We start from the raw sequence: 25558 nt of genomic DNA on the forward strand, positions 1-25558 counted from the left end.
CCTATCATTTGTGATTATCCATTCATTAGGCATAAGGTATTACCGTCATGATGTCTCCGCCGATATTGCAGCGCTTGTTTGCTCGCTATTTATATCGCAGTGCCAAACAGCAATCACGTTTGCTTACTACAGGTGAGATAGCGCTGGCGCGTTCAGTATTTGGCGACAGTATCAATCTCGATGAGGTTCAGCTCAAGACTGCTTGGTGGGTGTTGAAACATTATGCCGTTAGTCCTAATGGCAATATTTATTTTAACCCAGCAGATTGGATAATAGATTTTAGCGATGCTTCATTGAGTAAAAAAAGTTGGCTGATACATGAATTGACCCATGTATGGCAATTACAGCAAGGCTTAAAAGTGGTGCGCGGTGCACTTATTGATCGCCGCTATGATTATGTACTCAAGACAGGCAAATCCTTCTTTAACTACGGTATCGAACAGCAGGCGCGTATGGTTCAGGATTATTTTATTCGTCGTCAGCGTGGACAAGACTGTCAAGCGTTAGAAACTTGTATTCCATTTTTAATCGTGAAGTCTGACGACAATATGAAGTGATATCCATTGGCAATGGATTGCCATGACGACTTTGGTTTTTATTATTTTGCCTTAACAAGGACACGTACCCTTATGTTTAAATTTTTGCCGAAAAAGCCCAATTATAAAATGAATAAAGGTGTGGTTGATGATTCTATCAATCAAAACAACACCCTTTTACAGCACTCGTCAACCTTGCTTGCGGCAACACTCAGCGGCGTATTGCTGTTAAGTGGTTGTCAGCAGCAAGCAGAGACTCAACCTGCGCCAGAAGACAGTCAGAGCGTTGAAAAAACGAGCACTGAAGACAGTCAGCCTATGCGGCCAAGTGATTCTGCTGCTACCCGTATAAAGCAGTTTCAGCCTATATATGTCGCGCAAGCACAAAGGCTACAGCGTCGTTTACAAGCAGAGTATGAATCCCTACAAGCCGCTGATAGCTTAGATAGTGAGGATTCATTGCTGATAAATGATGATACTGCTAGCGATACTAATACTGATAACGTGATGGAGAATAACAGCGATACAGCTGATAGCAACACACCATCTGCTGAAATCACAGATGATGAAGTGGATATCCCCGCTGAGGCTGATATCAATACCAGTACGGAAGTTGGCGAGCGTGATTTGACGGTGTTAAAGCGCATTAGCCTTGAGCCGCGTAAGCCTGTCATGCTAACAGAAGATCAAATCATCGAAGGCTACCAGCAAGCGATGGAAGCGCTTTATCAGCCTGTGACGACGCCTCTTAGCGCAGAAGATGTTGATACGTTAATCAATATCGCGACATTGGCTCCACAGTTATTTGAGCATGCAGAAATTGCTGGCAGGCTCAGTGCCAAGAGCCCAGCATTAGCGCGTTTGATTATTCAGCATCAGGTTTGGGAGCAGATAGAAGCGCAGCAAGTGATTGATATGCAGCAGATGAAACTGAATCAACAAAAAGAGTTTGAGACGCTTATGACTAAGTTTAATGACACCATTAAAGGTTATGATGAGCAAATTGCCAAATATGAGCAAACACTAAAAGAATTCCAGTAGCCGCAATTCTGTCACTCAACCAGTTATTCATTCAGTAACGGATAGGGTTTCTATAAAATGTAATGTGGCTAACCGTATCAAATGAGACAGTAAGAACCATAAAAAATCCCGCACGATGGCGGGATTTTTTATGGTTCTAAAAACTAAAATATAAGTGACTATTTACGGTCTTCAACTTTAACGAAGTCGCGATGCGTTTCACCCGTGTATAACTGACGTGGACGACCGATTTTGAACGGTGTGCTGTGCATCTCTAACCAATGGCTGATCCAACCAGAGGTACGAGCCAATGAGAAGATTACGGTAAACATTGACGTTGGGATACCGATGGCTTTAAGGATAATGCCCGAGTAAAAATCAACGTTTGGATACAAGTTACGCTCAACGAAGAACGGGTCTTCTAAAGCGATTTTCTCAAGTGCCATGGCAAGCTCAAGCTTAGGATCATTGATGCCCAATGCGCCCAATACTTCGTCACAAGTTTCTTTCATCACTTGTGCGCGTGGATCAAAGTTTTTATAAACGCGATGACCAAAGCCCATCAGTTTCACTTCACGGCTCTTCACTTTTTCCATGAACTCAGGCACATTTTCAACTGAACCGATCTCATCTAACATCTCAAGCACGGCTTCGTTCGCGCCGCCATGTGATGGCCCCCAAAGGGCGGCGATACCAGCAGCGATACACGCATACGGGTTAGCGCCAGTAGAACCTGCTAGACGTACCGTAGACGTTGACGCGTTTTGCTCATGGTCAGCATGCAAAGTAAAGATTTTGTCCATGGCGCGAGTGATGACGTCATTGGTTTGGTAATCAACATCAGCAGGCGTGGCAAACATCATGTATAAGAAGTTTTCAGCATAGCTAAAGTCATTGCGTGGATACATGAACGGTTCGCCTTGCGAGTATTTATAACTCATCGCAGCAAGCGTTGGCATTTTAGCGATTAGACGGATAGCCGTGATTTCACGATGCTCTTCGTTACTGACGTCTAATGCTTCATGATAAAACGCAGATAAAGCGCCAACGACACCAACCATAATGGCCATTGGATGTGCGTCACGGCGGAAGCCTTCAAAGAACTTGCGTAATTGATCATGAACACCCGTATGCTTACGGATTTTTTCAAAGAAATCTGCTTTTTGCTCAGCGTTCGGCAAGTCGCCATGAATCAAGGCATAAGCCACTTCTAAATATTCAGCATTGTTTGCCAATTGATCGATAGGGTAGCCGCGGTGTAGTAGCTCACCTTTACCGCCATCAATATAAGTAATCTTTGATTCAACAGGAGCGGTTACTTTAAAACCAGGGTCATAAGACCAAAATCCTGATTCTTGTAGAGCAGCAATATCTAGAACTGGACGCCCTAAAGTACCTTCGATAATAGGAAACTCGTATTCTTTACCATTGACGGTTAGTTTGGCATTAGTGTCAGCCATAAATTGCTCTCCATTGGTTTTAGCTTGTTAGAATAAAATTACGACAGACGCATACCCTCGGTCTATCGTTAGTCAAATCATAAAAATGCATTTAACTCATTTAATACGCAGGGTATATTAGCAGTAATTACTTATGATTTGAAAAGACTTTTACCATCAATAGCACCAATTGGCACGGTTTAGTCGTGTTTATTCACTGTAATTTTTGTATCAAAATATGTCTGATTGGTTATTTTGCTTAGAAAGCTTGTTTTTATGACAGTAAGTACAGCTACATTATCCGCATAATTTTTAAAGAATTTTACGATAATAATGTAGCAGGTTTTATTAATATTCGGGTTAAAAACAGACAGAGTATGCGTAGTAGACGAATTGAGTTTGGCGTAAATTTCCTCAAAATTGAGCAATTTTGGCAAATACGTATGACCGCTGTCTATTTATTTGTTAACCCAGCGTTTGCCTTTTACTACTTAGGGGATAAATTTGTAATTATCGCCCAGTCATTTTATAATTGTAGGAACTTAACTGGCACTCGCTTTGTGCGAATTGATAAGTGGTCATGATGTAGTGTCGTTTTTCTATTCATACTCGGTTATGGCTGAGTAGCACAAGAGCAACGACGCACTAGCGTTTTGATAGACAATATCTGTAATCCATGGTTTGAATGCTTTTGTTAACTGTTCTATTTTTAAGTCATTAGTAAAAGGGCTGTATTGATATCGATGACGGAGTAGCGCTGTCTTTATTGATATGACCAGTAAAAATAGACTAGTTAATCGATCTTACTCATGTTTATTTTCTTTGTTGTATAATAGACGGGTTGTTTTATAGACCTGTCGATTTGACGAGCGATATTAAACAGTTTATCAATACCTTGTACCCCACGATCCTTTCTTCATATTTAGCGCAAACTAAACGAAGTCAGCTAGCTCTTCCTTACTTTATTCGTCTCGTGTGTTGCTCAATGCTTAATCGACATCAGTGATATCAAGCGTTGATAGCAGATACAGGAGTATAACCGCAAAAAGGATGCCCGCTGTGAAAAGCAACCGACCTATTGATCTGCCTTTAAGCCAAGTGATTAGCGTTAATCGCTCACCGATTGCGATCGCCTCTATCTTGCATCGTATCTCTGGCATTATTTTATTTTTATTGATTCCTGTCATGCTGTGGTTACTACAGAACTCATTGGCTTCGGCTGAGAGCTTTGCAACCGTATTTGACAATGTACTTGTGCGCTTCTTAGCATGGATATTTGTTGCCGCGATTGCTTATCACTTTGTGATGGGTATTAAGCACTTATTTGCTGATATGGGCATGAACGAAGAGCTAAAATCTGGTCGCACTGCGTCTATGGTTAGTTTTGTGATTGCAGCGATTCTAATTGTCGCGTCATTTGTATGGGTGATGTTCTAATGATAAAAAATGATTCAGGAATCAAAAGTGCGACTGGTCTGACAGGTTCAGGCTCACGCGATTGGATTATCCAGCGTATTAGCGCTGTCGTTTTAGCCATTTATAGTGTGGTATTGCTGGGCTTCTTTTTGACGCACGGCGATGTTACTTATCTTGAATGGTCATCATTTATGACCAGTTTACCTATGCGTCTATTTAGCTTGGTGGCGGTACTTGCCCTAGCTGGTCATGCTTGGGTTGGTATGTGGACGGTTTTCACTGACTATATTACCACGGGCAAATTGGGCTCAAGCGCAGCAGGTCTACGCTTAGTGCTACAGTCATTGATGATTATCGCTATTTTAGTGTTTCTATTTTGGGGTATTATGATTTTTTGGGGTACTGGTTTCGGTGTGGTTGCTGTTTAACGATAGCCAATCCCCTATAATCTGGATACGGTGTCAGACTCGCCTAGTCTACTATTTGTAGTTCTGGTGACATGCCCTCCTTGTATCCATATTATATTGAACAGACTATGTATTGATAATATTTATTTATCTGCAACTTGATTTATCTATAAACAATAACGGACGCGACTAGCAAATGTCAAAGTCATCCGTTAGTAGCCAAAAATAGTCATAGCCAATCATAGCGTTGGACATCATTGACTTAGCCAGTCACTTATATAATAGGTGCGCTATGGTTTAGTCAGTGAGCGAACCCAATATAACGATAGATATGCAAATTAGGTGGTTAAAGGTTGTGAGCGTCATCCACTTTGATAATTGCAAATAGTGGCAAGACAATAAAGTTTTTTGTCCAGCAATAGGATGATTTTGAGACAGCCTTTTTATTTACTTCTAAGCATTAATAGGCATTAGGAAAACCGTAATGGCAACTAGACAAGATAATACCATTAGTAATATTAAGACGCTAAACTATGACGCAGTCATCGTTGGTGGCGGCGGCTCAGGTATGCGTGCTTCACTACATTTGGCAGAAGCAGGCATGAAAGTTGCCGTTTTGACCAAAGTATTCCCAACCCGTTCGCACACGGTTGCGGCTCAGGGCGGTATCGGCGCAAGTTTGGGCAACATGAGCAACGATAACTGGCATTTCCACTTTTATGACACCGTTAAAGGGTCAGATTGGTTGGGTGACCAAGACGCGATTGAATATATGTGCCGTGAAGCGCCTAAAGTCGTCTATGAGCTTGAGCACATGGGCATGCCGTTTGACCGTAACGAAGACGGCACGATTTATCAGCGCCCATTCGGTGGTCATACCTCAAACTATGGCGAAAAAGCCGTACAACGTGCGTGTGCTGCAGCTGACCGTACGGGTCACGCGCTATTACATACGCTATATCAGAAGAATTTGCAGCAAGGCACTGAGTTCTTTATCGAGTGGATTGCGCTTGATTTGATCAAAGACGAAGCGGGTAATATCAACGGTGTTATCGCGCTTGAGCAAGAAACAGGTACGGTTGCCGTATTCCAATCACCAATTACTGTCCTAGCGACAGGTGGTGCAGGTCGTATCTTCGCCGCCTCTACTAACGCTTATATCAATACTGGTGACGGTATTGGTATGGCCGTTCGTGCTGGTATTCCATTACAAGACATGGAGTTTTGGCAGTTCCACCCAACAGGTGTCCACGGTGCAGGCGTACTGTTAACTGAAGGTTGCCGTGGTGAAGGCGCTATCTTACGTAATAAAGATGGCGAAGCGTTCATGGAGCGTTATGCGCCAACGGTTAAAGACTTAGCACCACGTGATTTGGTTTCTCGTTCTATGGATCAAGAAATCAAAGAAGGTCGTGGTTGTGGTCCAAATGCTGACCATATTGTGATGGATATGACGCATTTAGGTGTTGAAACTATCATGAAGCGTTTACCATCAGTATTTGAGATTGGTAAAAACTTCGCTAACGTTGATATCACCAAAGAGCCAATTCCCGTTATTCCAACCATTCACTATATGATGGGCGGTATTCCAACCACTATCCATGGTCAAGTAATCACGCCTGATCTAGAAGCAGGTACGGATGAAGACGGTCTATATGCAAAAGGCAACGTGGTTAAAGGTCTTTATGCTATCGGTGAATGTGCTTGTGTCAGTGTTCACGGTGCCAACCGTTTAGGTACGAATTCACTGCTTGATCTCTTGGTATTTGGTCGTGCTGCTGGTAAGCATATCGTTGATGAATTCCATCATGCCGATCATAACTATAAGCCTCTAGATCCACGCGTGCTAGATTATACGGTCGGTCGTTTAGACAAGCTGCAACAGTCAACTGAAGGCTACAATGCCCAAGACGTGGCTGACGAGATTCGTGCAACCATGCAAGCGCATGCGAGTGTGTTCCGTACTCAAGCGATGATGGACGAAGGCGTTGAGAAGATTTTAGCGCTTGGTGACAAGATTGAGAAAATCCATTTGGCCGATAAATCACAAGTATTTAACACAGCGCGCATTGAAGCATTCGAAGTGGCTAACTTGTATGAAGTGGCGAAAGCGACGATGGTATCAGCGGCAATGCGTCACGAAAGCCGCGGTGCTCATAGTGTGTCTGACTATGACCGTCCAGAAGATGATGATTACGCACCAAATGGCCGTAATGACCACGAGTGGATGAAGCATACCTTATGGTATTCTGAAGGCAATCGAATCATTTATAAGCCAGTTCGTAAAGTACCACTAACGGTTGATTATATCGAACCAAAAGTTCGCGTCTACTAATTTTAGACTGCGCAATTTAGCGATACGAACAGCGTAAACGTTTTATTTTTTATTCATTTATTAAAAGGTGACCGCCAGCTACATGCTCATGCCAGCGTGACAATATGATTAGTTGATATTTGATAATTACTGTCAATATGGGCTAATCAATAGCGCTGATATGCTGCAACCTTTGTATGCCCGCCATCACCTACGTGTGGAGTTTAGCATTATGAGCCGAGGTACTCGCACCATCGAAATCTATCGCTACGATCCTGATCTGGACGCAGCGCCGCGCATGCAAACGTATACGATTGAGTTGTTAGACTCAGATCGTATGTTGCTTGACGTGTTATTACGCCTGAAAAAGGAAGACGAAACACTGACCTTCCGTCGCTCTTGCCGTGAAGGTATTTGTGGCTCTGATGGCATGAACATCAATGGCAAAAATGGTCTAGCGTGTCTCATTAACATGAACACTCTGCCAGAAAAAGTCACGGTTCGTCCATTACCAGGTCTACCTGTTGTTCGCGATTTGGTTGTTGATATGAACCAATTCTATGAGCAGTATGAGAAAGTACATCCTTACTTGATCAATGACCAGCCAGCACCGCCGACAGAGCGTTTGCAGTCACCTGAACAACGCGAAAAGCTAAACGGTTTGTACGAATGTATTCTATGCGCATGCTGTTCAACCAGCTGCCCATCGTTCTGGTGGAACCCTGATAAATTCTTAGGTCCATCAGCACTACTGCATGCTTATCGCTTCGTGGCTGATAGCCGTGATGGTGATACGCAAGCACGTTTGGCGCGCTTAGATGATCCATTTAGCCTATTCCGTTGCCGCGGTATCATGAACTGTGTATCAGTTTGTCCAAAAGGTTTAAACCCAACCAAAGCAATTGGTCATTTACGTAATATGCTCATTGACCAAGCAGGTTAATCGTTTATAATTGTCTGGTTTTTTTGCAGATAGCGTACGAAAAACACCACCTAATCATTAGGTGGTGTTTTTTATGAGCAATAATCTGAGATTCTTTGATTGTCTTTCAGTGCCAGATAGGGCTTATAGAGAAAGTTATTCGACATGGTTAAAGGTAAGGCTGGGCTATCAATACGTTGGTTGTATGTAAGAAGGCATGATATATACGTCAGCAATCTATATAATTGGTGTTAGAAAAAAGTATTCAGCCAGAGATATTCACCACGTTAAATGTTAGAATAGCGCATTATTTTAATAATTAGTCGTTTTGACGAACCACTATCAGTCGTTAATGTTTAACTTACTGATAAATAAGTATTCAAAACAAGTAATAGACTGGAATAATGCATTCAAAATGATAGTAGATATTCATTAACTAAATAGTTAGTATTGAACAAACAAACTATGGCGCGAAACGCTGTCATGCTACTCTATACAGCAACGTATGTTTGCCATAAAAGTAATGATAGCTTGGGAATAACCAGACGTTCCAGCGAGGATAGCCAAATAATAGGCCAGCTGAAGGCGTCAATAATTCATCGATCGTTTATCTTTGATGAATTGGTTATGACTAACTTCAGTATATATAAATTAATGTTGTGAGACGAGTCAGATAACAAAACTGGACGTTCACAAATAATTATATTTTTAATATAGGTATTGTAATGGCACTTATTATCACTATTTAGCATCACTGTCTGTCATAAGCAAAAGTACAGACAAGCGTACTTCTTTTATAGTAATAAGTGTGGTTCATAAATCAGTACTGAACAGAATACGATTGAGTTTTTATAGCATTAAGTATTTAGATGTCTCACATACAACAGATTACACAATAATAAGCACGATTCCATTCATTTATCTATCAAATAGACGATTATTATGAATAGTATAACTAAAGAAGCCGCAAGCCTAGGACATACAGAACTGGCTGCTGACAACGCCAGCTATATAGAAGCTCTTTATGAGCAGTACCTAAACGACCCTGATAGCGTTGATACCGATTGGCAAACGTATTTTGAACAATACAAATCGCCAAACGATGCACAGCATAAAGCTATTAAGGAACAGTTTTTGTTGCTTGCCCGCAACCAAACTGCTAATAAAGCCAGCACTCAAGAGCCTGCTGCAAATGCAGGCTTAGCCGACTGTGCTAACCCTAAACAAATGGGTGTACAACAGCTAATTTCAGCTTACCGTCGCCGTGGTCATCGCCGCGCGAAGCTTGATCCGTTAAATCTACATCCACGTGCAGAAGTGGAAGATTTAACCCTTGCTTATCATAATCTTTCAGAAGCAGATCTGGATACAGTATTTCCTACCAATGATTTGAACATCGGTAAAGACGAAGCGCCTTTACGTGAAATCATCGAAATTATGGAACGTGTTTACTGCCGTTACATTGGTACTGAATACATGCACGTTACCACCAGTACTGAAAAACGCTGGATGGAAAAGTATCTAGAAACTAACTTAGGTTACATCAAGTTTGATAAAGAAAAGCGCTTATCTATTCTTGAGCGGCTCACAGCAGCTGAAGGTCTAGAAAAATACTTAGCACGTAAATATACGGGCGTTAAGCGTTTCGGGCTAGAGGGCGGCGAAAGCTTTATCCCTGCTATCAATGAAATCATCCAACGTGCAGGCGGTTATGGCACTAAAGAGATGGTCATTGGTATGGCTCACCGTGGTCGCCTAAACCTACTGGTCAATATCTTAGGTAAAAACCCTGCGGACTTGTTTGACGAGTTTGATGGTAAAGTACAGCCAGAAAAAGGCTCAGGTGACGTTAAATACCATAATGGTTTTTCATCAAACGTGATGACGCCAGGCGGTGAAGCGCATTTGGCTTTGGCATTTAACCCATCACATCTTGAGATTGTCGCACCGGTATTGCAAGGCTCTGTACGTGCCCGTCAGGTGCGCCGCAACGATCAGCCGCTATTGGATAATAAAGGTGGTAATTCAGTATTGCCAATCGTTATTCATGGTGATGCTGCGTTTGCTGGTCAAGGCGTGGTTCAAGAAACGTTCCAAATGTCACAAACCCGTGCTTATACCACTGGTGGTACTGTACATATTGTGATCAATAACCAAGTCGGTTTCACGACCAGCCGTCAAGAAGATGTGCGTTCGACTGAGTACTGTACTGACGTTGCAAAAATGGTACATGCACCTATCCTACATGTGAATGGTGATGATCCTGAGTCGGTCGTATTTGCCGCGCAGTTAGCATTAGATTACCGTCACGAGTTTGATAAAGACATCATTATCGATCTGTTCTGCTATCGCCGTAATGGTCATAATGAAGCCGATGAGCCGTCAGCGACTCAGCCACTCATGTATGCAGTTATCAAGAAGCTACCAACGACTCGTACGATTTATGCACAAAAACTTATCGAAGACGGTATTTTGAATGCTGAAGAAGAAAAGCAGTATGAAGATGACTATCGTGAGTCTTTAGACCGTGGTGACTATGTTGCAAACTCATTGGTTAATGAGCCTAACGAAGAGTTGTTCGTCGATTGGAAACCTTATTTAGGTCACGATTTGGTGGATGATTGGGATACCAGTGTCGACATCGAGATTCTAAAAGGGTATGGACGTCGTATGGCGGAAATGCCAGAAGGCTATAAGTTACAACGCCAAGTACAAAAAGTGGTTGAGCAGCGCTTGGCCATGCAGACAGGCGAAGAGCCATTAAACTGGGGTGCAGCTGAAACGTTGGCATACGCATCACTAGTCGATAACGATAAAGTATTGGTACGCATCACTGGTGAAGATGTGGGTCGCGGTACTTTCTCACATCGTCATAGCGAAATCTATAATATCAATGATGGCAGTATGTATGTGCCATTGGCTCATATGAGTGACACTCAAGCCCGCTTTGCCACTTATAACTCATTGTTGTCAGAAGAAGCGGTATTAGCCTTTGAGTATGGTTATGCAACGACAGTACCAAATGCCTTGATCGTTTGGGAAGCGCAGTTTGGTGACTTCGTCAACGGCGCGCAGGTAGTGATTGACCAGTTTATCTCAAGTGGTGAGACGAAATGGCAGCGCGTTTGTGGTCTGACTATGTTATTACCACATGGTTTTGAAGGTCAAGGTCCTGAGCATTCATCTGCTCGTCTTGAGCGTTTCTTACAGCTATGTGCTGAAGACAATATGCAAGTAATAACGCCAACGACACCTGCGCAGATCTATCATGCGCTACGTCGTCAAGCAGTTCGCCCAATTCGTAAGCCATTGATTGTCATGTCACCGAAGAGTTTACTACGTCATAAGCTAGCCACTTCAAATCTTGAAGAGCTGGCGAATGGTAAGTTTGAAACGGTACTGCCAGAGATGGACAACCAAAATGCAGACCAAGTCACTCGTATGGTGCTTTGTGGCGGTAAAGTTTACTATGACCTATTAGAGCAACGCCGTGCGCTAGGTTTGGATCATGTTGCGATTGTGCGTATTGAGCAGCTTTATCCATTACCAGAAGAGCGTTTGATTGCTGAGATTGAAAAATATAGTAACTTGGCTGAGATCGTTTGGACGCAAGAAGAGCCACTTAACCAAGGTGCTTGGTATTATTTAGCGCCGCATATGTTCCGCATTGTTGTGCCACACCCAACCAAAGCAAAAGTAATGGAGCCGGTCGCGCGTCCTGCGAGTGCAGCACCTGCTACAGGGTCACCGAAACTGCATGCTCAGCAGCAGCAAGCGTTGATCGCTGGTGGTCTTGGTATCAGTGTCGATGAGTTGGCTAAGTAACAGATTATTGAAGATAAATGAATCAGGCGATAACAGTCAGTATGTTGTAATAAAATCTAGATAGTATTATCTAAGATCGCTATGCAAGATGGCACTGACTGCCTATCACGACTTAATAACAAATATGAATATCCCAATCTAAGGAGTATATCGATGGCTGATATCAAAGCCCCCGTTTTTCCAGAATCAGTTGCCGACGGTACTATCGTTGAGTGGCATGTCACTGAAGGTCAGCAAGTCAATCGTGATGACCTATTGGCTGAAATCGAAACTGATAAAGTCGTATTAGAAGTTGTGGCGCCTGATAACGGCGTTGTGACCAAAATCGTTAAGCAGGTTGATGATACCGTGTTGTCTGACGAGATCATTGGTCAATTTGAAGCTGGTGCAAGCGCCAGTGCAGATAGTGCTCCTGCGGTAGATCCAGATCAACCAGCAGCGCCAGTACAAGCTAAGCAAGCAGCAGATGGTGGCGAGCCTGTCCAAGCAACAGATAAAAAAGACGAAGCGGATCATAAAGATCAAAGCCCAGCAGTGCGTAAAGCAGCGAAAGAGTCTGGTGTAGATCCTAAAGAAGTGGAAGGCAGTGGTCGCGGCGGTCGTGTGACCAAAACCGATATGGCTAACCCAACATTGAAAGCAGACAGCAGCATCAAATCTGATAGCGGCCGTCCAGTGGCTGAATCAATGGGTGAGCGTACTGAGAAACGTGTGCCAATGACGCGTCTACGTAAGACAGTCGCCAATCGTCTGCTAGCAGCTTCACAAGAAACGGCGATGCTAACGACGTTTAACGAAGTGAACATGAAGCCATTAATGGACATGCGCGCTAAATATAAAGACCAGTTCGAAAAACGTCATGGCGTACGTTTAGGCTTTATGTCATTGTTCGTGAAAGCGGCAACCGAAGCACTTAAGCGCTTCCCAGCAGTAAACGCTTCACTAGACGGTGATGACATTGTTTATCATGGTTTCTACGATATCGGTGTTGCTGTATCATCTGACCGTGGTTTGGTTGTTCCAGTACTACGTGATACCGATCGCATGAGCATGGCGGATGTTGAAAGCCGTATCCGTGAGCTTGGTGGCTTGGCTCAGAAAGGTAAACTTGGTCTAGATGACATGACTGGTGGTACATTCACTATCTCAAATGGCGGTGTATTTGGCTCATTGATGTCAACGCCTATTTTGAACCCACCACAAACGGCTATCCTAGGTATGCATGCGATCAACGACCGCCCTATGGCTGTTGATGGTAAAGTTGAAATTCTACCGATGATGTATCTTGCATTGTCTTATGACCATCGTATGATTGATGGTAAAGAAGCGGTACAGTTCTTAGTAACCATCAAAGAATTGGTTGAAGATCCAGCCATGTTGCTACTAGACCTGTAAGCTTTTAAGCTTGTATTGGCAACCACCGATACAAGCTTTTTAACTTTAGTCTAAACAGTGGTGCTCGTTGTTTATTAATAAATAAGAATGTTTCACTGATGTGGTGTATTTACCATAAAGTGAAAAAATTGGAACTAAAATATGGCTTATTTATTAACGAGACAATCCTCAGTTTAAACGATATTTACAATTAGAATGATAATTAGAAATAGGAACGTACTATGAAAGACAATTATGATTTAGTCGTCATCGGCGGCGGTCCTGGTGGTTATGAAGCCGCTATCCGTGCAGGTCAGTTAGGTATGAGCGTTGCTTGTATCGAAAAGCGCGTTTATAAAGGTGAGCCAGCACTTGGCGGCACTTGCTTAAACGTTGGTTGCATTCCATCAAAAGCATTACTTGATAGCTCGCATCGTTACGAAGCGACTAAGCATGACCTTGCTGAACATGGTATCAGCACTGGTGACGTTGCTATTGATATTGAGCAAATGATTGCACGCAAAGAAGGTATCGTTAAGCAATTGACGGGCGGCGTTGCTGCACTATTGAAAGGCAATGGCGTTGACTGGCTACAAGGCTGGGGCACGTTAGAAGATGGCAAGGGCGCTGATAAAAAAGTTAAATTTACCGCGCTTGCAGATGAAGCAGAAACGACTATCACTGCTAAAAACGTGATTCTTGCGGCAGGTTCTGTACCGATCGATATCCCAGTTGCTAAAACTGATGGTGATCGTATCGTTGACTCTACTGGCGCACTTGATTTCACTTCAGTTCCTAAGCGTCTAGGCGTGATTGGTGCTGGTGTCATCGGTCTTGAGCTTGGTTCAGTATGGCGTCGTCTAGGCGCTGAAGTGGTTGTTTATGAAGCGTTGCCAAGTTTCTTAGCAGCCGCTGACAAAGATATCGCAAAAGAAGCGGGCAAAATGCTGAAGAAGCAAGGTCTTGATATCCGCGTTGATACCAAAGTAACCAATGCTGAAGTCAAAGGCGATCAAGTTGTCGTCACGAGCGAAACCAAAGGCGAGTCATCTGAAGAAAGCTTCGACAAACTGATCGTTTGTGTTGGTCGCCGTGCATACTCTGAGAAACTGCTTGGTGATGACAGTGGCATTCAATTGACTGAACGTGGTCTTATCGACGTGAATGATCAATGTAAAACCAATCTTGATGGTGTTTATGCCATCGGTGATTTGGTTCGTGGTCCAATGCTTGCGCATAAAGCGATGGAAGAAGGCATGATGGCCGTTGAGCGCATTCATGGCGAAAAAGCCCAAGTTAATTATGACACGATTATTAACGTTATCTATACCCATCCAGAAATCGCATGGGTTGGTTTGACTGAGCAAGAAGCTGAAGCCGCTGGCTACGAAGTTAAAACAGGTTCATTCAATCTAGCAGCGAACGGCCGTGCATTGGCTCAAAGCGAAGCAGAAGGCTCTATCAAAGTCGTGGCTGATGCTAAAACAGATCGCCTATTAGGTATGCATGCTATCTCTGCTGGTGCTGGTGATATCGTCCATCAAGGTATGATCGCGATGGAATTTGTCTCTAGTATCGAAGATTTGCAGTTGATGACCTTTGCTCATCCAACCATTTCAGAAGCCGTGCACGAAGCTGCTCTGTCTGCTGATGGCCGTGCTATTCATGCCATTCAGCGTAAAAAGCGTAAGAAATAAGTCGTTATTTTGATCAGTACCAACTTATAACCTGATCGCGGTGGGGTTGTTATGGCTTCCACCACGGTCATGAGTGCGCCATATGCTTGTCTAATATGTATATACGCGCACTTGTTTTCACTTTTTATTAATTGTAAAAAATAAAGGATACAATCAATGAATTTACATGAGTATCAAGCAAAAGAGCTATTAAAAAGCTATGGTTTGCCGATTCAAGAAGGCATTATTGCCTATAACGGCGACGAAGCTGCTGCTGCTTTTGATAAAACGCCAACAGACATTGCGGTAATCAAAGCGCAAGTACATGCTGGTGGTCGCGGTAAAGCGGGTGGCGTAAAGCTGGTTAAAACTCGTGAAGAAGCCAAGCAAGTTGCTGAAGAGCTAATTGGTACCAATTTGGTTACTTTCCAAACTGACGCTGATGGCCAACCAGTTAACTTCGTATTGGTTGCAGAAGATATGTATCCAGTACAAACTGAGCTATATCTTGGTGCAGTCGTTGATCGTTCTACGCGTCGCGTAACGTTCATGGCATCAACCGAAGGCGGCGTTGATATCGAAGAAGTCGCAAATGAGACACCAGAAAAAATCTTTAAAGTAAACGTTGATCCTCTAGTTGGTTTGATGCCCTTCCAAGCACGTGATGTGGCATTCAAACTAGGTTTAGAAGGCAAGCAAATCAATCAATTCGTTAAATTGATGACGGGTGCTTATCAAGCATTTATCGATAACGATTTTGCCTTGTTAGAAATCAACCCATTAGCCGTTCGTGAAAATGGCGAAATCGTTTGTGTTGATGGCAAAATTGGTATCGATTCAAACGCATTGTATCGTCTGCCTAAAATCGCAGCACTACAAGACAAGTCACAAGAAAATGAGCGTGAGCTTAAAGCGGCTGAGTTTGACCTAAACTATGTTGCGCTAGAAGGCAATATCGGTTGTATGGTTAACGGTGCTGGTCTTGCAATGGCAACGATGGACATCATCAAATTGTATGGCGGCAAACCTGCTAACTTCTTGGACGTTGGCGGCGGTGCAACTAAAGATCGCGTTGTTGAAGCATTCAAGATCATTCTTGAAGACAGCAGCGTTGAAGGTGTTCTAATCAACATCTTCGGTGGTATTGTACGTTGTGACATGATTGCAGAAGCGATTATCGCTGCTATCAAAGAAGTTGACGTAAAAGTACCTGTTGTTGTACGTCTAGAGGGTAACAACGCTGAAAAAGGCGCGCAAATCCTAGAAGAGTCTGGTCTGAAATTGATTTCTGCCCAAGGCCTATCAGATGCGGCTCAAAAAATTGTCGATGCTGTTAAAGCTTAATATATTTGAGGCATAGTCCTTTAAATATACGTGCTTAAGCATAGTAGTCAACGCGTAATAGCAGCTTGTTGATATAAATTTATCATTAATATTTAATGGATAACACATCATCAAGTGGCTATTGCAAGACAACCGAATACAAGGAATAAATAATGAGTGTATTAATCGATAAAGATACCAAAGTATTGGTACAAGGTTTTACTGGTAAAAATGGTACTTTCCACTCTGAACAAGCGATTGAGTACGGTACTAAAGTCGTCGGCGGCGTAACTCCAGGTAAAGGCGGTCAAACGCATTTAGGCCTACCAGTATTCAACACGATGGCAGAAGCTATGGAAGCGACCCAAGCTGACGCTTCTGTTATCTATGTACCAGCACCATTCGTACTAGATTCTATCGTTGAAGCGGTAGATGCTGGTGTTAAATTGATTATCGTTATTACTGAAGGCGTGCCTACTTTAGACATGCTAAAAGCAAAACGTTATATCGAAGAAGCTGAAGGCGTACGCATGGTTGGTCCTAACTGTCCAGGTGTTATCACGCCAGGTCAGTGCAAAATCGGCATCATGCCAGGTCATATCCATTTACCAGGTAAAGTGGGTATCATCTCACGCTCTGGTACATTGACTTATGAAGCCGTTGCTCAGACCACTAAGCTTGGTTTTGGTCAGTCAACTTGTATCGGTATCGGTGGTGACCCTATCCCTGGTATGAACCAAATTGACGCATTGAAACTGTTTCAAGAAGATCCGCAAACTGAAGCGATCATCCTAATCGGTGAGATCGGTGGTACTGCTGAAGAAGAAGCTGCTGCTTATATCAAAGACCATGTAACCAAGCCAGTTGTTGGTTATATCGCTGGTGTTACCGCTCCAGAAGGCAAGCGTATGGGTCATGCTGGCGCAATCATCTCTGGTGGTCAAGGTACTGCTGAAGAGAAATTCAAAGCGTTTGAAGATGCTGGTATCGCGTATACACGTGACCCATCTAAACTTGGCGAAAAGCTAAAAGAAGTGACAGGTTGGTAATATAGACATAAGTCTATTGTATAGCTACCAAAACTATCTTGAAAAAACAAAGAGACACCCCTACAATGGGGTGTCTCTTTGTATGGAAGACAAGTAGGATGTATTTTGGATAATAGTTGCTAATAATCAAACATATCAAAATTGAAGTTTAAGCTGCTTTTCTCCATGAAAAAAATAAATTTTTTATTCTAGTAAGGAAGTCAGATATTATAGTTATTGAATGTTCAAAATAGAATGAGAGAGATCAACATGAAAAGTGTAGAAGCGCTAGAGTTAAAATTACTAATTTTAGAAAAAGAAAACTTAGAAATTAAAAAAAACTTACATGAAGCCTATGAAGAGATGGAAAAAATATTTATAAACAACAATCCTAATAAAATTAAAAATAATTTTAAAGTAACACAGATTGATCAGCGCTATGGAGCTGCTGAGATAATTAGAAAATCATTACAATATAGGCTGGGTGCCACTATTATAAACGATACAAGGTCTATTAATAGTATACCAAAAGTCCCTTTTAATTTGTTGAAAAATTATATAGATTTCAAAAAAATAATGCAATTACTAAAGAAAAACATGATTTGCATGATTATTATGATTATCCAAAAGCAGTGGAGTTACAAGATCACTTATCATATAAAGTAGGTTCATGTATAGTTAATAGTATTGAGAATCCACTTCAAGCACCTTTACTGCTTTTTAGGATATTTTCTGAAATATATAAATTTAAACATAAATGATATTTTGATTTTTAATCTGTTGAGAGGTTGATATAAGGATATGACTTTTAGAAAATTTGAAATTGCAGATAAAAAATTGAGAAATAATAATTTTACTCAATCTATTAAGTTGTATGAAGAACTAATTAATTCCTGTCCCTTTTATCCTTTCTACTATAAAAATCTTGCAGATGCATATGAAAGTATTAACAAAGGTTTAAAATCATATATTAATTTAGTACAAGCATCAATCCTACTAGGAGATAAAGAATCTCTTGAAGAAGCTAATATACATAAATTATGGAGTAGAAAGATAGCTAGTACTAAGGATTTAAATTCCGATAAGGCTTTAGTTATAGTTCCAGTTTATAACTCGTCTTCTACTATCGAAAAATCATTATCATCAGTATTTAATCAAACTCATAAAAGCATATTAGTAGTAGCAATTGATGATGGAAGTAGTGATGAAAGTGTAAGTTTACTCAAGAATTTACAAAAAAAACACAGTAATTTAATTGTTCTTATATCGCCAGTTAATCAAGGTACCTATAGTTCTATAAATCTTGTACTACGTATATTCTCCAGACTTGATTTTAGTTATTTTTGTATTCATGGTGCTGATGATCTTATGCATAAGAGTAAGATAGAACTCCAAATAAGGTCAATTTATAATAATAATTATTTAGGTAGTATAGCTGGATATAAAAGAATATCTATACATGGGAAATGTCTAGGATACCAAGAAATTGGTCATTCAATGGTTGTTTACAAAAAAGCGGTTTTCGAAAAAATAGGATATTATGATGATACGAGATTTGGTGGGGACAGTGAATATATATCAAGATTTAAGTCGAAATTTGGAACTCAGAAACTTCATTTGATTAAAAAGCCATTAACTGAAGCTTATTATGGTGTCAATAATATTAGTCACGCTATAGCAGATAAATCCGAGATCCGAAAAGCATATGCTGATGGTTTTAAAATTAAACATAAGTTAATGAAAAAATCTCATAATTGGTATATGTCTTATCAGTTTAGTAATAATTTCGTTGAGTATAGTAAGAAAAAATATTATGGTAGTAGAATAATATGTGGAGTGGCTACTATAGAGTCTCGATCATCTGCTTTGTTTGATATGGTAAGCTCTATATTGAATCAAGTCGATAAACTAATAATATATCAAAATGGTTATAAAAAAATTAATGACTTTCTTAATCATGAGAAAATAGAAGTGATAAGCTCTATTGATACTGGAAGCGACATGGGTGATGCAGGTAAATATTACTGTGTTGATAATTATGATAATTGTTATTATCTTTCTTTAGATGATGATCTCATATACCCTCCAGATTATGTAGAGAATTTGATTCAAGGTCTTAACTATTATAATAATGAAGTCATTTTATCCTATCATGGTAGAACATTGAAACCAGATGCTCACTGCTATTATAAAGATTATCAAGAATATTTCAGGTGCTTAGGTGCTTTAAACGAAGATAGGTTTGTACATTTTGGAGGAACTGGAGTTATGGGTTTTCATACAAGTGCTTTCAATGTGAAATATGAAATGCTCAAAAAAGCTAATATGGCAGACATATGGATCGGATTATTAGCTAGGAAACAGCTTCTACCTATCGTAGTTCGAAAGCATGCTAGTGGATGGATTAAGTATAATGATAAGGTCAATCTAAATGAAACTATATATAAAAAATATGAACATAGCCATAGTTTTCAGAATAAACTTTTAGTTGGCTTTGAGACTAATATTATAATTGAATACAAATAAGTATTTTTGCTAATTATATAGGGCATGATGCCTTAAAGAGATACTAAGGAATAACATGAAGAAGTTTATTACAGTAGTTGGTGCTCGTCCTCAGTTTGTAAAAGCAGCTGCTTTTAGTAAGACAATTAAAGAAGAGTATAGTAACGAATTCGATGAAAAAATATTACATACAGGTCAGCATTATGATTTTAGTATGAGCCAATCTTTTTTCAATGAACTTAATATACCCGCACCATATAAAAACTTAAATATAAATTCAGAAAAATATCCTGAGCCAACTGGAATAATGGTGAACGAGTTATATCATGAATTTCAAAATGAGCAGCCAGATTTTGTTTTAGTATACGGTGATACTAACTCTACATTAGCCGCGGCTATAGCTGCAGGTAAGTTGTATATCCCAGTAGTACATATTGAAGGGGGAGTTAGAAACGCTGACACAAAAGTACCTGAACATTTCAATAGAGTCTTAACTGATCATGCTTCAGAACTTATATTTTGCGTATCTAATCAGGATTTAAAAAATCTTAAAAACGAAGGTTTGGGTTCAAAATCTTTCAAAACTGGAGATATAATGCTCGATACAGTACGTATCTTCAGAGAAAGTTCTATTCCTACAGAAAATGAGGTAGATTATACTAATCATGCATTATTAACTATACATCGTAATTTTAATACTGATAATCCCATCGTATTAGGTAATATTCTTAAAAATATTGGAGAGCTTAATACTAAAATTATTTTCCCAATACATCCTAGAACTATGAATGCTATAAATAGTTTAAATTTAAAAATTCCAAAAAATATTGAAATTTGTAAGCCTTTGACTTATGTTGAAATGCTAAAGGTTTTAAAACAGTGTAAGTATGTATTGACAGACTCAGGCGGATTACAAAAAGAGGCTTTCTATTTTGGGAAAAAAGCAGCTTTCGTTTGTCATTTTGATACATTTTGGGATGACCTTGTTAGTTTAGATGCGTTAAAAACTTTGGATCCTATGAATAGTTTTTTACCTTATGAGAGCTGGTTGAACGAGCCTATGTTATTAGATTCAAACCCCTATGGCGATGGATATACGGCTAAACATACTATTGATATAATCCGAAATAATATATAGATTTTTTTAAGCCACTCACTATATAAGAATCATGGGACTACAAGTGAAAGATAATAAATTTTTTACCGTTAGAAAAATGAAAAAATTACTAAGAAATCCAAAGTTATTTTTTATTGACTCTTATAATAAAAGATTCTCGAAAACGCATAAAATGTTTCCTGTATTAAATGTTAGTACTAAAAATTCTAACATTACTTCTAATAGGTATTCTAAAGAAGATATTTCAAGCCCTGTATCTTTTGCTAATAAATTTATCAATGATACGAAACAGATGTACCAACTGAAATATGATGGTGATATATATCCACTGCTCAATGAAAGAGTCTTTAAAGCTAATGAAGAAAGTTTACAAGGGTTTTGGAATCCTTTATTGGATTCTGATTTAGGAAAAGGGTTAAAGATTGAAAAGAACAATACTATAGTGCGCCATTTTAGTAAGGTGAACAGCTGTAAGACAGGTAAGATTAAAGTTGCAGTGCTATCTGAGAACTTTCATTTTATGAAGCCCCTCTATCAATCCGAAATAGTAAAACAATATATTGAGTTTAGAGAAGTAAGCTTTACAGAGATTAGTAGAGGTTTTTCTGCACAGCATCGAAAATTTCCATCTTTGGACCACTTGCATACGCACGGCCAATTAGTAGGGAGAGGCGAGTCAGCCTCTGATATTGATAAAGTGTTTTCTTCTTTTGCACGTTTTTTTCCAGGAAATTACGAAACTATACAGTGGGCAGATATCGTTTGGGCAGAGTGGTGGGTTCACCCTACGGTCTGGGCATCTAGATTTCTTCCCGATAATACTAAGCTCATTACACGATGTCATGCATATGAAGCATTTACGTACTGGCCACATTTTATTGATTTTGAAAGAATTGACAAAAATATATTTGTTGGTGAACATATTAAGGAAATTGCATTAGAAAGTTTTGAAAATTTTAGAGATTTTGACGATACCAATAATCACTTAATTAGAAATTATATTGATTTCTCAAATTTTGAAACATCAAAAACATTTAATGCTAGATTTCATATAGGTATGGTCCAGTGGGGGGATTCTAATAAGAATCCGCTATTGGCTCTACAAGTCCTTGAGAAATTAGTTAGTATAGATTCTCGTTTCAAAATGAAATTTGCAGGATTACCTTTTAATAAACCTACTAATGAAATCGAAGAAGCCTATCAAAAGCTCTTTGAAGGAAAAGCTGCTCAACTTTCAAGCAATATTGAGTTTTCAGGTTTTGTTGATGATATGAATGTTTGGTACAAGGACGTTGGATTTGTAATCAACTGTTCAAATAGAGAAAGTCAATCTGTCTCTGTATGTGAAGGAGCGGCTACTGGCGCTATTCCTGTAATCAAAGAATGGTCTATGTTGGATAAATTCGAAGCAGCTAGTAAAATATACCCTGGCTATGTTTATAGTGATGTTGATAGTATGGTTCAAAGTATACTTAGAGATAATGAAAATTTTGATAGAGTTCGTTCAAATATAATACATAAATTTAGAGAAGATTTTGGTCTTGAGAAAACAGCTAAACAGACATTAAATCTAATCCTTGAAACTATGAATAGATAATTATGAAAATTGAAATTTTGTATACGCAGTATGAAAAATATTTTGCAGAGAACTTAGCTGCTATTATTATAAATAATGGGGGTTCTGCTAACTTAGTAGAAGTGATTACAAATGAAAACTATTTAGTAAATCATAATAATGGTTATCAGAAAGTCTTGATCTTCCCTAGTATATTTCTAGTCTACCATACACAGGGCCTTATAAGATTTCTTGAACATATTATCAGGTTAGGCTGTTTAGAAAAAACTATATGTTTTGACTACTCAGATGTTAATGATATAGTAGACAAAAATTTATGTAAAGAAGCTTTAAGTTTCTTAGCGACTAAATTTAAAAAAATAGAAGCTATGAAAAAAAATATATGTTTAGATCAGTACTTTCATAAAAAGATTGGGGTGTTGAATACTTCTGAATTTAAATATATTACAATAAATAGTCGAAATAGTTTGAAGAATTTTAACTTTAGCTTAGAGTCACATAAACCTATACAAAGTTTCTTTTTAGATTCTGAGTTTAGCTTTTACGACTACATTTTTGCTTTAGAAAAATCAGACTTTTGTTTAGCAAATTATAATATAAGTCCAGATTCTATAATATATCAAATAAGTAATTATCTAAACAAACCTATACTAACAACTGATTTCAAAGATTCTAATATTAATAACTTGAATTTCAATTTTTCCGATTTTGTATCTGGGAAATTAAAAATGCGCGATGAACATATCAATCGAATTTTAAATGAAAATTTAGTTGATAGAGGCTTATTGCAAAGCAGTTTGATTGAATTACTTAGCTAATTAGAGTAAAAACTATGTCAGTAGTAAAAAATAAAGATATCAAAGTTAGTATAATTACCTATGTTTATGTAGATGGTAATAATAGCCGATTACAATTATTTAGAGAAAATCTTGATTCTGTAAGTAGGCAAAAGTATAGCTCCTATGAGCACGTAATCGTTGACGATGGTTCAAAAATTGATATTAAGTCTTTAATAGATCTTTATCCAAATACAGTGTACGTTAGAAAAAATCAATCGGGCATAACAGCATCATCACACACTTTTAATACTGCTATTAAAAATACACAAGGTAGTTATATTGCAGTCTTATCTTCTGATGATTTGCATTTAGATAATTCTATTGAAGTGATGGCAAAAGCTTTAGATGAAAATCCAAACTGGGTAGGAGTTTGCGGCGCTGCAATTTATTCAGTCAATAATGAAAGACAAATTATATTTATTCCTAGTTATGAAGCAACTGTTGAAAACTTTGCACAATACGGTTGTTTTATAAATGGTTGCGCAGTAATGTTCAGAAAATCTATTTTCAAAGAAATTGGTATGCCACCTCATTTTGCTTCTTCAGCCGCCGATTTTGATTTATGGATTCGTCTAGCCCACTTGGGTAAAATAGGGTACATTAGTAATATAGTCGTCGATTATAGAGATCATTCAGACTCTACTAGAAAAAAGACAGTTATGCCTAGGCAGCTTAGGCCTAAAGAGTATGAGAGTGGCTACTATAAATATGATAAGTCAACTAGAATAATTTTTGTTATAAGTTCTGCTATTAAAAGGTTGAAAAAAATCAAATCTTCTATTAATCCGGCAATTCAAACTGAAAATAGGGTTGAAGTTGCAGGTAATACATATTATTTGCCACATAATGAATTTGAAAAATTACTACCGTTCTTACATAAAGCTAGGAATTTAGAGTTTAAAAAAGATTATTTAAAAAAAATGATAAATGTTGAATATAAAAAAGTCTTAAATATTATAGACGGAGTAGGGGAAGTAACGTTTGACTCTATTAATCCGGTTTCTGTTGTCTTGTCTCATTTCTTAGAACCTACTACTAAACAAAATTTAAATATCCAAGAAGATTATAAAGTTATATTTTACACAGAATTCTTCAACTGGGGATATTTAGATGTATTGAATGCTGAAAATGAAGAAATTTCGTATCTAGGTCTCGAAGGTATGGTGAATAAACCAGATCAACTCAGCTATATAGATGGTTTATCTGATAGTGATATTATCTGAATTACTTAACATAAAGTACTGCTATAATAATTTTTTATCTGTATGTTTAATATAAAATATTTCAATGACTAAAATGAGAAATTTAATGAAAAGATTTGCTTTAATTGGAGCAGCAGGTTATATAGCACCACGTCACATGAAGGCTATTAAAGAATTAGGCGGCACTTTAGTTGCGGCTTATGATAAATCCGATTCTGTAGGCGTTATTGATAGCATTTCACCTGATTCGGAATTTTTTACTGAGTTTGAACGTTTTTCCCATTATATATATCAGCTGCAAAGAAATGGGGCTACAAAAGTTGACTATATATCTATATGCTCTCCCAATTATCTACACTTATCGCATATAACTCTTGCATTAAGAATGGGATGTGACGTCATATGTGAGAAGCCCTTAGTTTTAAGTAAAGAAGATCTTGAAGAAATACAGTTGGTAGAGCAAGAAACAGGAAAACGTCTTTATAACATTCTTCAGTTACGTTTACATGATGCTGTTATTTCTTTGAAGTCTCAAATTGATCAAGAGTTGCTGGAAAATCCTGATAAGCAGTATGATTGCGAGATACAGTACATTACGTCTCGTGGTAAATGGTACCAAGAGAGCTGGAAAGGTGACATAAATAAATCGGGCGGTATAGCGACAAATATAGGTGTGCATTTCTTTGATCTTCTGCATCACCTATTTGGTGAGCCAATTATTAATGAGAATGATTTTCAAGGTTCGCACTCTTCAAAAGGTATGTTGAAATTTAAAAATGCGAATGTAAACTGGTTTCTATCGGTCAATTCAGATGATTTGCCTGAAGAAGTTAAAGGTAAGCAGCCAACTTTCCGTGCAATAAAAATTGGTGATGAGTTAGTAGAGTTCTCCAAAGGTTTCACTGATTTACATACAATAAGTTATAAAGAAATACTTGAAGGAAGAGGTTTTGGTGCACAAGAAGCCGTTTGTTGTATTGAAATGACAGAATCAATTAGAAATCAGTCAATGGTTTCTTAAATAAGCTATAGGCATACT

The 25558-nt window shown here is 39.0% G+C and carries 19 protein-coding genes; 18 read left to right on the plus strand and 1 reads right to left on the minus strand.

Annotation, left to right across the window (positions count from 1 at the left end):
- The first annotated feature begins 50 nt into the window (after positions 1 to 50).
- On the plus strand, positions 51 to 557 hold the full coding sequence (locus JMV76_RS04430; protein ID WP_045443744.1) for a hypothetical protein: 507 nt from the start codon (positions 51 to 53) through the stop codon (positions 555 to 557).
- 72 nt (positions 558 to 629) lie between these two features.
- Complete coding sequence (locus JMV76_RS04435; RefSeq protein ID WP_201501780.1) at positions 630 to 1577, plus strand: hypothetical protein; 948 nt, start codon at positions 630 to 632, stop codon at positions 1575 to 1577.
- 158 nt (positions 1578 to 1735) lie between these two features.
- Here JMV76_RS04435 and gltA read toward each other — a convergent pair whose 3' ends face one another.
- Complete coding sequence (gene gltA / locus JMV76_RS04440; protein ID WP_055123667.1) at positions 1736 to 3016, minus strand: citrate synthase; 1281 nt, start codon at positions 3014 to 3016, stop codon at positions 1736 to 1738.
- 1029 nt (positions 3017 to 4045) lie between these two features.
- Between gltA and sdhC the strand changes: the two genes are divergently transcribed.
- The 16 genes from sdhC to JMV76_RS04520 all read left to right on the plus strand — a co-directional run bounded on the left by sdhC (position 4046) and on the right by JMV76_RS04520 (position 25540).
- The gene (gene sdhC / locus JMV76_RS04445) at positions 4046 to 4432 is read left to right on the plus strand and encodes a succinate dehydrogenase, cytochrome b556 subunit (protein ID WP_201501781.1); all 387 of its coding nucleotides are present in this window, start codon (positions 4046 to 4048) and stop codon (positions 4430 to 4432) included.
- A gap of 20 nt (positions 4433 to 4452) precedes the next feature.
- Positions 4453 to 4839, plus strand: coding sequence for a succinate dehydrogenase, hydrophobic membrane anchor protein (sdhD, locus tag JMV76_RS04450; protein WP_227690157.1), 387 nt, complete (start codon positions 4453 to 4455; stop codon positions 4837 to 4839).
- Between the two features lie 463 nt (positions 4840 to 5302).
- Positions 5303 to 7153, plus strand: a complete 1851-nt coding sequence (gene sdhA, locus JMV76_RS04455) for a succinate dehydrogenase flavoprotein subunit (protein ID WP_045443095.1) — start codon at positions 5303 to 5305, stop codon at positions 7151 to 7153.
- Positions 7154 to 7364: 211 nt separating this feature from the next.
- The gene (locus JMV76_RS04460; protein ID WP_055123743.1) at positions 7365 to 8075 is read left to right on the plus strand and encodes a succinate dehydrogenase iron-sulfur subunit; all 711 of its coding nucleotides are present in this window, start codon (positions 7365 to 7367) and stop codon (positions 8073 to 8075) included.
- A gap of 921 nt (positions 8076 to 8996) precedes the next feature.
- Positions 8997 to 11879, plus strand: coding sequence for a 2-oxoglutarate dehydrogenase E1 component (locus tag JMV76_RS04465; RefSeq protein WP_201501783.1), 2883 nt, complete (start codon positions 8997 to 8999; stop codon positions 11877 to 11879).
- A 153-nt stretch (positions 11880 to 12032) separates the two neighbouring features.
- Positions 12033 to 13274, plus strand: a complete 1242-nt coding sequence (gene odhB / locus JMV76_RS04470) for a 2-oxoglutarate dehydrogenase complex dihydrolipoyllysine-residue succinyltransferase (protein ID WP_055123664.1) — start codon at positions 12033 to 12035, stop codon at positions 13272 to 13274.
- 221 nt (positions 13275 to 13495) lie between these two features.
- The gene (gene lpdA, locus JMV76_RS04475; protein WP_201501784.1) at positions 13496 to 14950 is read left to right on the plus strand and encodes a dihydrolipoyl dehydrogenase; all 1455 of its coding nucleotides are present in this window, start codon (positions 13496 to 13498) and stop codon (positions 14948 to 14950) included.
- A 156-nt stretch (positions 14951 to 15106) separates the two neighbouring features.
- Complete coding sequence (sucC, locus tag JMV76_RS04480) at positions 15107 to 16273, plus strand: ADP-forming succinate--CoA ligase subunit beta (protein WP_055123662.1); 1167 nt, start codon at positions 15107 to 15109, stop codon at positions 16271 to 16273.
- Between the two features lie 152 nt (positions 16274 to 16425).
- Positions 16426 to 17301 (plus strand): succinate--CoA ligase subunit alpha, encoded by an 876-nt coding sequence (sucD, locus tag JMV76_RS04485; protein ID WP_045455414.1) that lies wholly within the window; start codon positions 16426 to 16428, stop codon positions 17299 to 17301.
- A gap of 249 nt (positions 17302 to 17550) precedes the next feature.
- Positions 17551 to 17946, plus strand: a complete 396-nt coding sequence (locus JMV76_RS04490; protein WP_201501785.1) for a hypothetical protein — start codon at positions 17551 to 17553, stop codon at positions 17944 to 17946.
- Positions 17947 to 18081: 135 nt separating this feature from the next.
- Positions 18082 to 19806: a glycosyltransferase family 2 protein gene (locus JMV76_RS04495; RefSeq protein WP_201501786.1), complete on the plus strand. Its 1725-nt coding sequence runs from the start codon at positions 18082 to 18084 to the stop codon at positions 19804 to 19806.
- Between the two features lie 55 nt (positions 19807 to 19861).
- Complete coding sequence (locus tag JMV76_RS04500; protein ID WP_201501787.1) at positions 19862 to 20923, plus strand: UDP-N-acetyl glucosamine 2-epimerase; 1062 nt, start codon at positions 19862 to 19864, stop codon at positions 20921 to 20923.
- A gap of 43 nt (positions 20924 to 20966) precedes the next feature.
- A complete protein-coding gene (locus JMV76_RS04505; RefSeq protein WP_201501788.1) occupies positions 20967 to 22499 on the plus strand; it encodes a glycosyltransferase family 4 protein in 1533 nt (510 codons plus the stop codon).
- A gap of 2 nt (positions 22500 to 22501) precedes the next feature.
- Positions 22502 to 23296 carry a hypothetical protein gene (locus JMV76_RS04510; protein ID WP_201501789.1) on the plus strand — a complete coding sequence of 265 codons (795 nt, stop codon included), beginning with the start codon at positions 22502 to 22504 and terminating at the stop codon, positions 23294 to 23296.
- Between the two features lie 14 nt (positions 23297 to 23310).
- The gene (locus tag JMV76_RS04515; protein WP_201501790.1) at positions 23311 to 24540 is read left to right on the plus strand and encodes a glycosyltransferase; all 1230 of its coding nucleotides are present in this window, start codon (positions 23311 to 23313) and stop codon (positions 24538 to 24540) included.
- Between the two features lie 85 nt (positions 24541 to 24625).
- Positions 24626 to 25540 carry a Gfo/Idh/MocA family oxidoreductase gene (locus tag JMV76_RS04520; protein WP_201502069.1) on the plus strand — a complete coding sequence of 305 codons (915 nt, stop codon included), beginning with the start codon at positions 24626 to 24628 and terminating at the stop codon, positions 25538 to 25540.
- The last annotated feature ends 18 nt before the right edge of the window (positions 25541 to 25558 follow it).

This window comes from Psychrobacter cibarius, from assembly GCF_904845955.1.
In the GTDB taxonomy this organism is placed as follows: domain Bacteria; phylum Pseudomonadota; class Gammaproteobacteria; order Pseudomonadales; family Moraxellaceae; genus Psychrobacter; species Psychrobacter cibarius_B.

Excerpts from the sequence above, each read along its gene's own strand:
- JMV76_RS04430 (WP_045443744.1), top strand. The coding sequence starts at position 51 with ATGTCTCCGCCGATATTGCAGCGCTTGTTTGCTCGCTATTTATATCGC.
- JMV76_RS04435 (WP_201501780.1), top strand. The coding sequence starts at position 630 with ATGTTTAAATTTTTGCCGAAAAAGCCCAATTATAAAATGAATAAAGGT.
- gltA (WP_055123667.1), bottom strand. The coding sequence starts at position 3,016 with ATGGCTGACACTAATGCCAAACTAACCGTCAATGGTAAAGAATACGAG.
- sdhC (WP_201501781.1), top strand. The coding sequence starts at position 4,046 with ATGCCCGCTGTGAAAAGCAACCGACCTATTGATCTGCCTTTAAGCCAA.
- sdhA (WP_045443095.1), top strand. The coding sequence starts at position 5,303 with ATGGCAACTAGACAAGATAATACCATTAGTAATATTAAGACGCTAAAC.
- JMV76_RS04460 (WP_055123743.1), top strand. The coding sequence starts at position 7,365 with ATGAGCCGAGGTACTCGCACCATCGAAATCTATCGCTACGATCCTGAT.
- JMV76_RS04465 (WP_201501783.1), top strand. The coding sequence starts at position 8,997 with ATGAATAGTATAACTAAAGAAGCCGCAAGCCTAGGACATACAGAACTG.
- odhB (WP_055123664.1), top strand. The coding sequence starts at position 12,033 with ATGGCTGATATCAAAGCCCCCGTTTTTCCAGAATCAGTTGCCGACGGT.
- lpdA (WP_201501784.1), top strand. The coding sequence starts at position 13,496 with ATGAAAGACAATTATGATTTAGTCGTCATCGGCGGCGGTCCTGGTGGT.
- sucC (WP_055123662.1), top strand. The coding sequence starts at position 15,107 with ATGAATTTACATGAGTATCAAGCAAAAGAGCTATTAAAAAGCTATGGT.
- sucD (WP_045455414.1), top strand. The coding sequence starts at position 16,426 with ATGAGTGTATTAATCGATAAAGATACCAAAGTATTGGTACAAGGTTTT.
- JMV76_RS04490 (WP_201501785.1), top strand. The coding sequence starts at position 17,551 with ATGAAAAGTGTAGAAGCGCTAGAGTTAAAATTACTAATTTTAGAAAAA.
- JMV76_RS04495 (WP_201501786.1), top strand. The coding sequence starts at position 18,082 with ATGACTTTTAGAAAATTTGAAATTGCAGATAAAAAATTGAGAAATAAT.
- JMV76_RS04500 (WP_201501787.1), top strand. The coding sequence starts at position 19,862 with ATGAAGAAGTTTATTACAGTAGTTGGTGCTCGTCCTCAGTTTGTAAAA.
- JMV76_RS04510 (WP_201501789.1), top strand. The coding sequence starts at position 22,502 with ATGAAAATTGAAATTTTGTATACGCAGTATGAAAAATATTTTGCAGAG.
- JMV76_RS04515 (WP_201501790.1), top strand. The coding sequence starts at position 23,311 with ATGTCAGTAGTAAAAAATAAAGATATCAAAGTTAGTATAATTACCTAT.
- JMV76_RS04520 (WP_201502069.1), top strand. The coding sequence starts at position 24,626 with ATGAAAAGATTTGCTTTAATTGGAGCAGCAGGTTATATAGCACCACGT.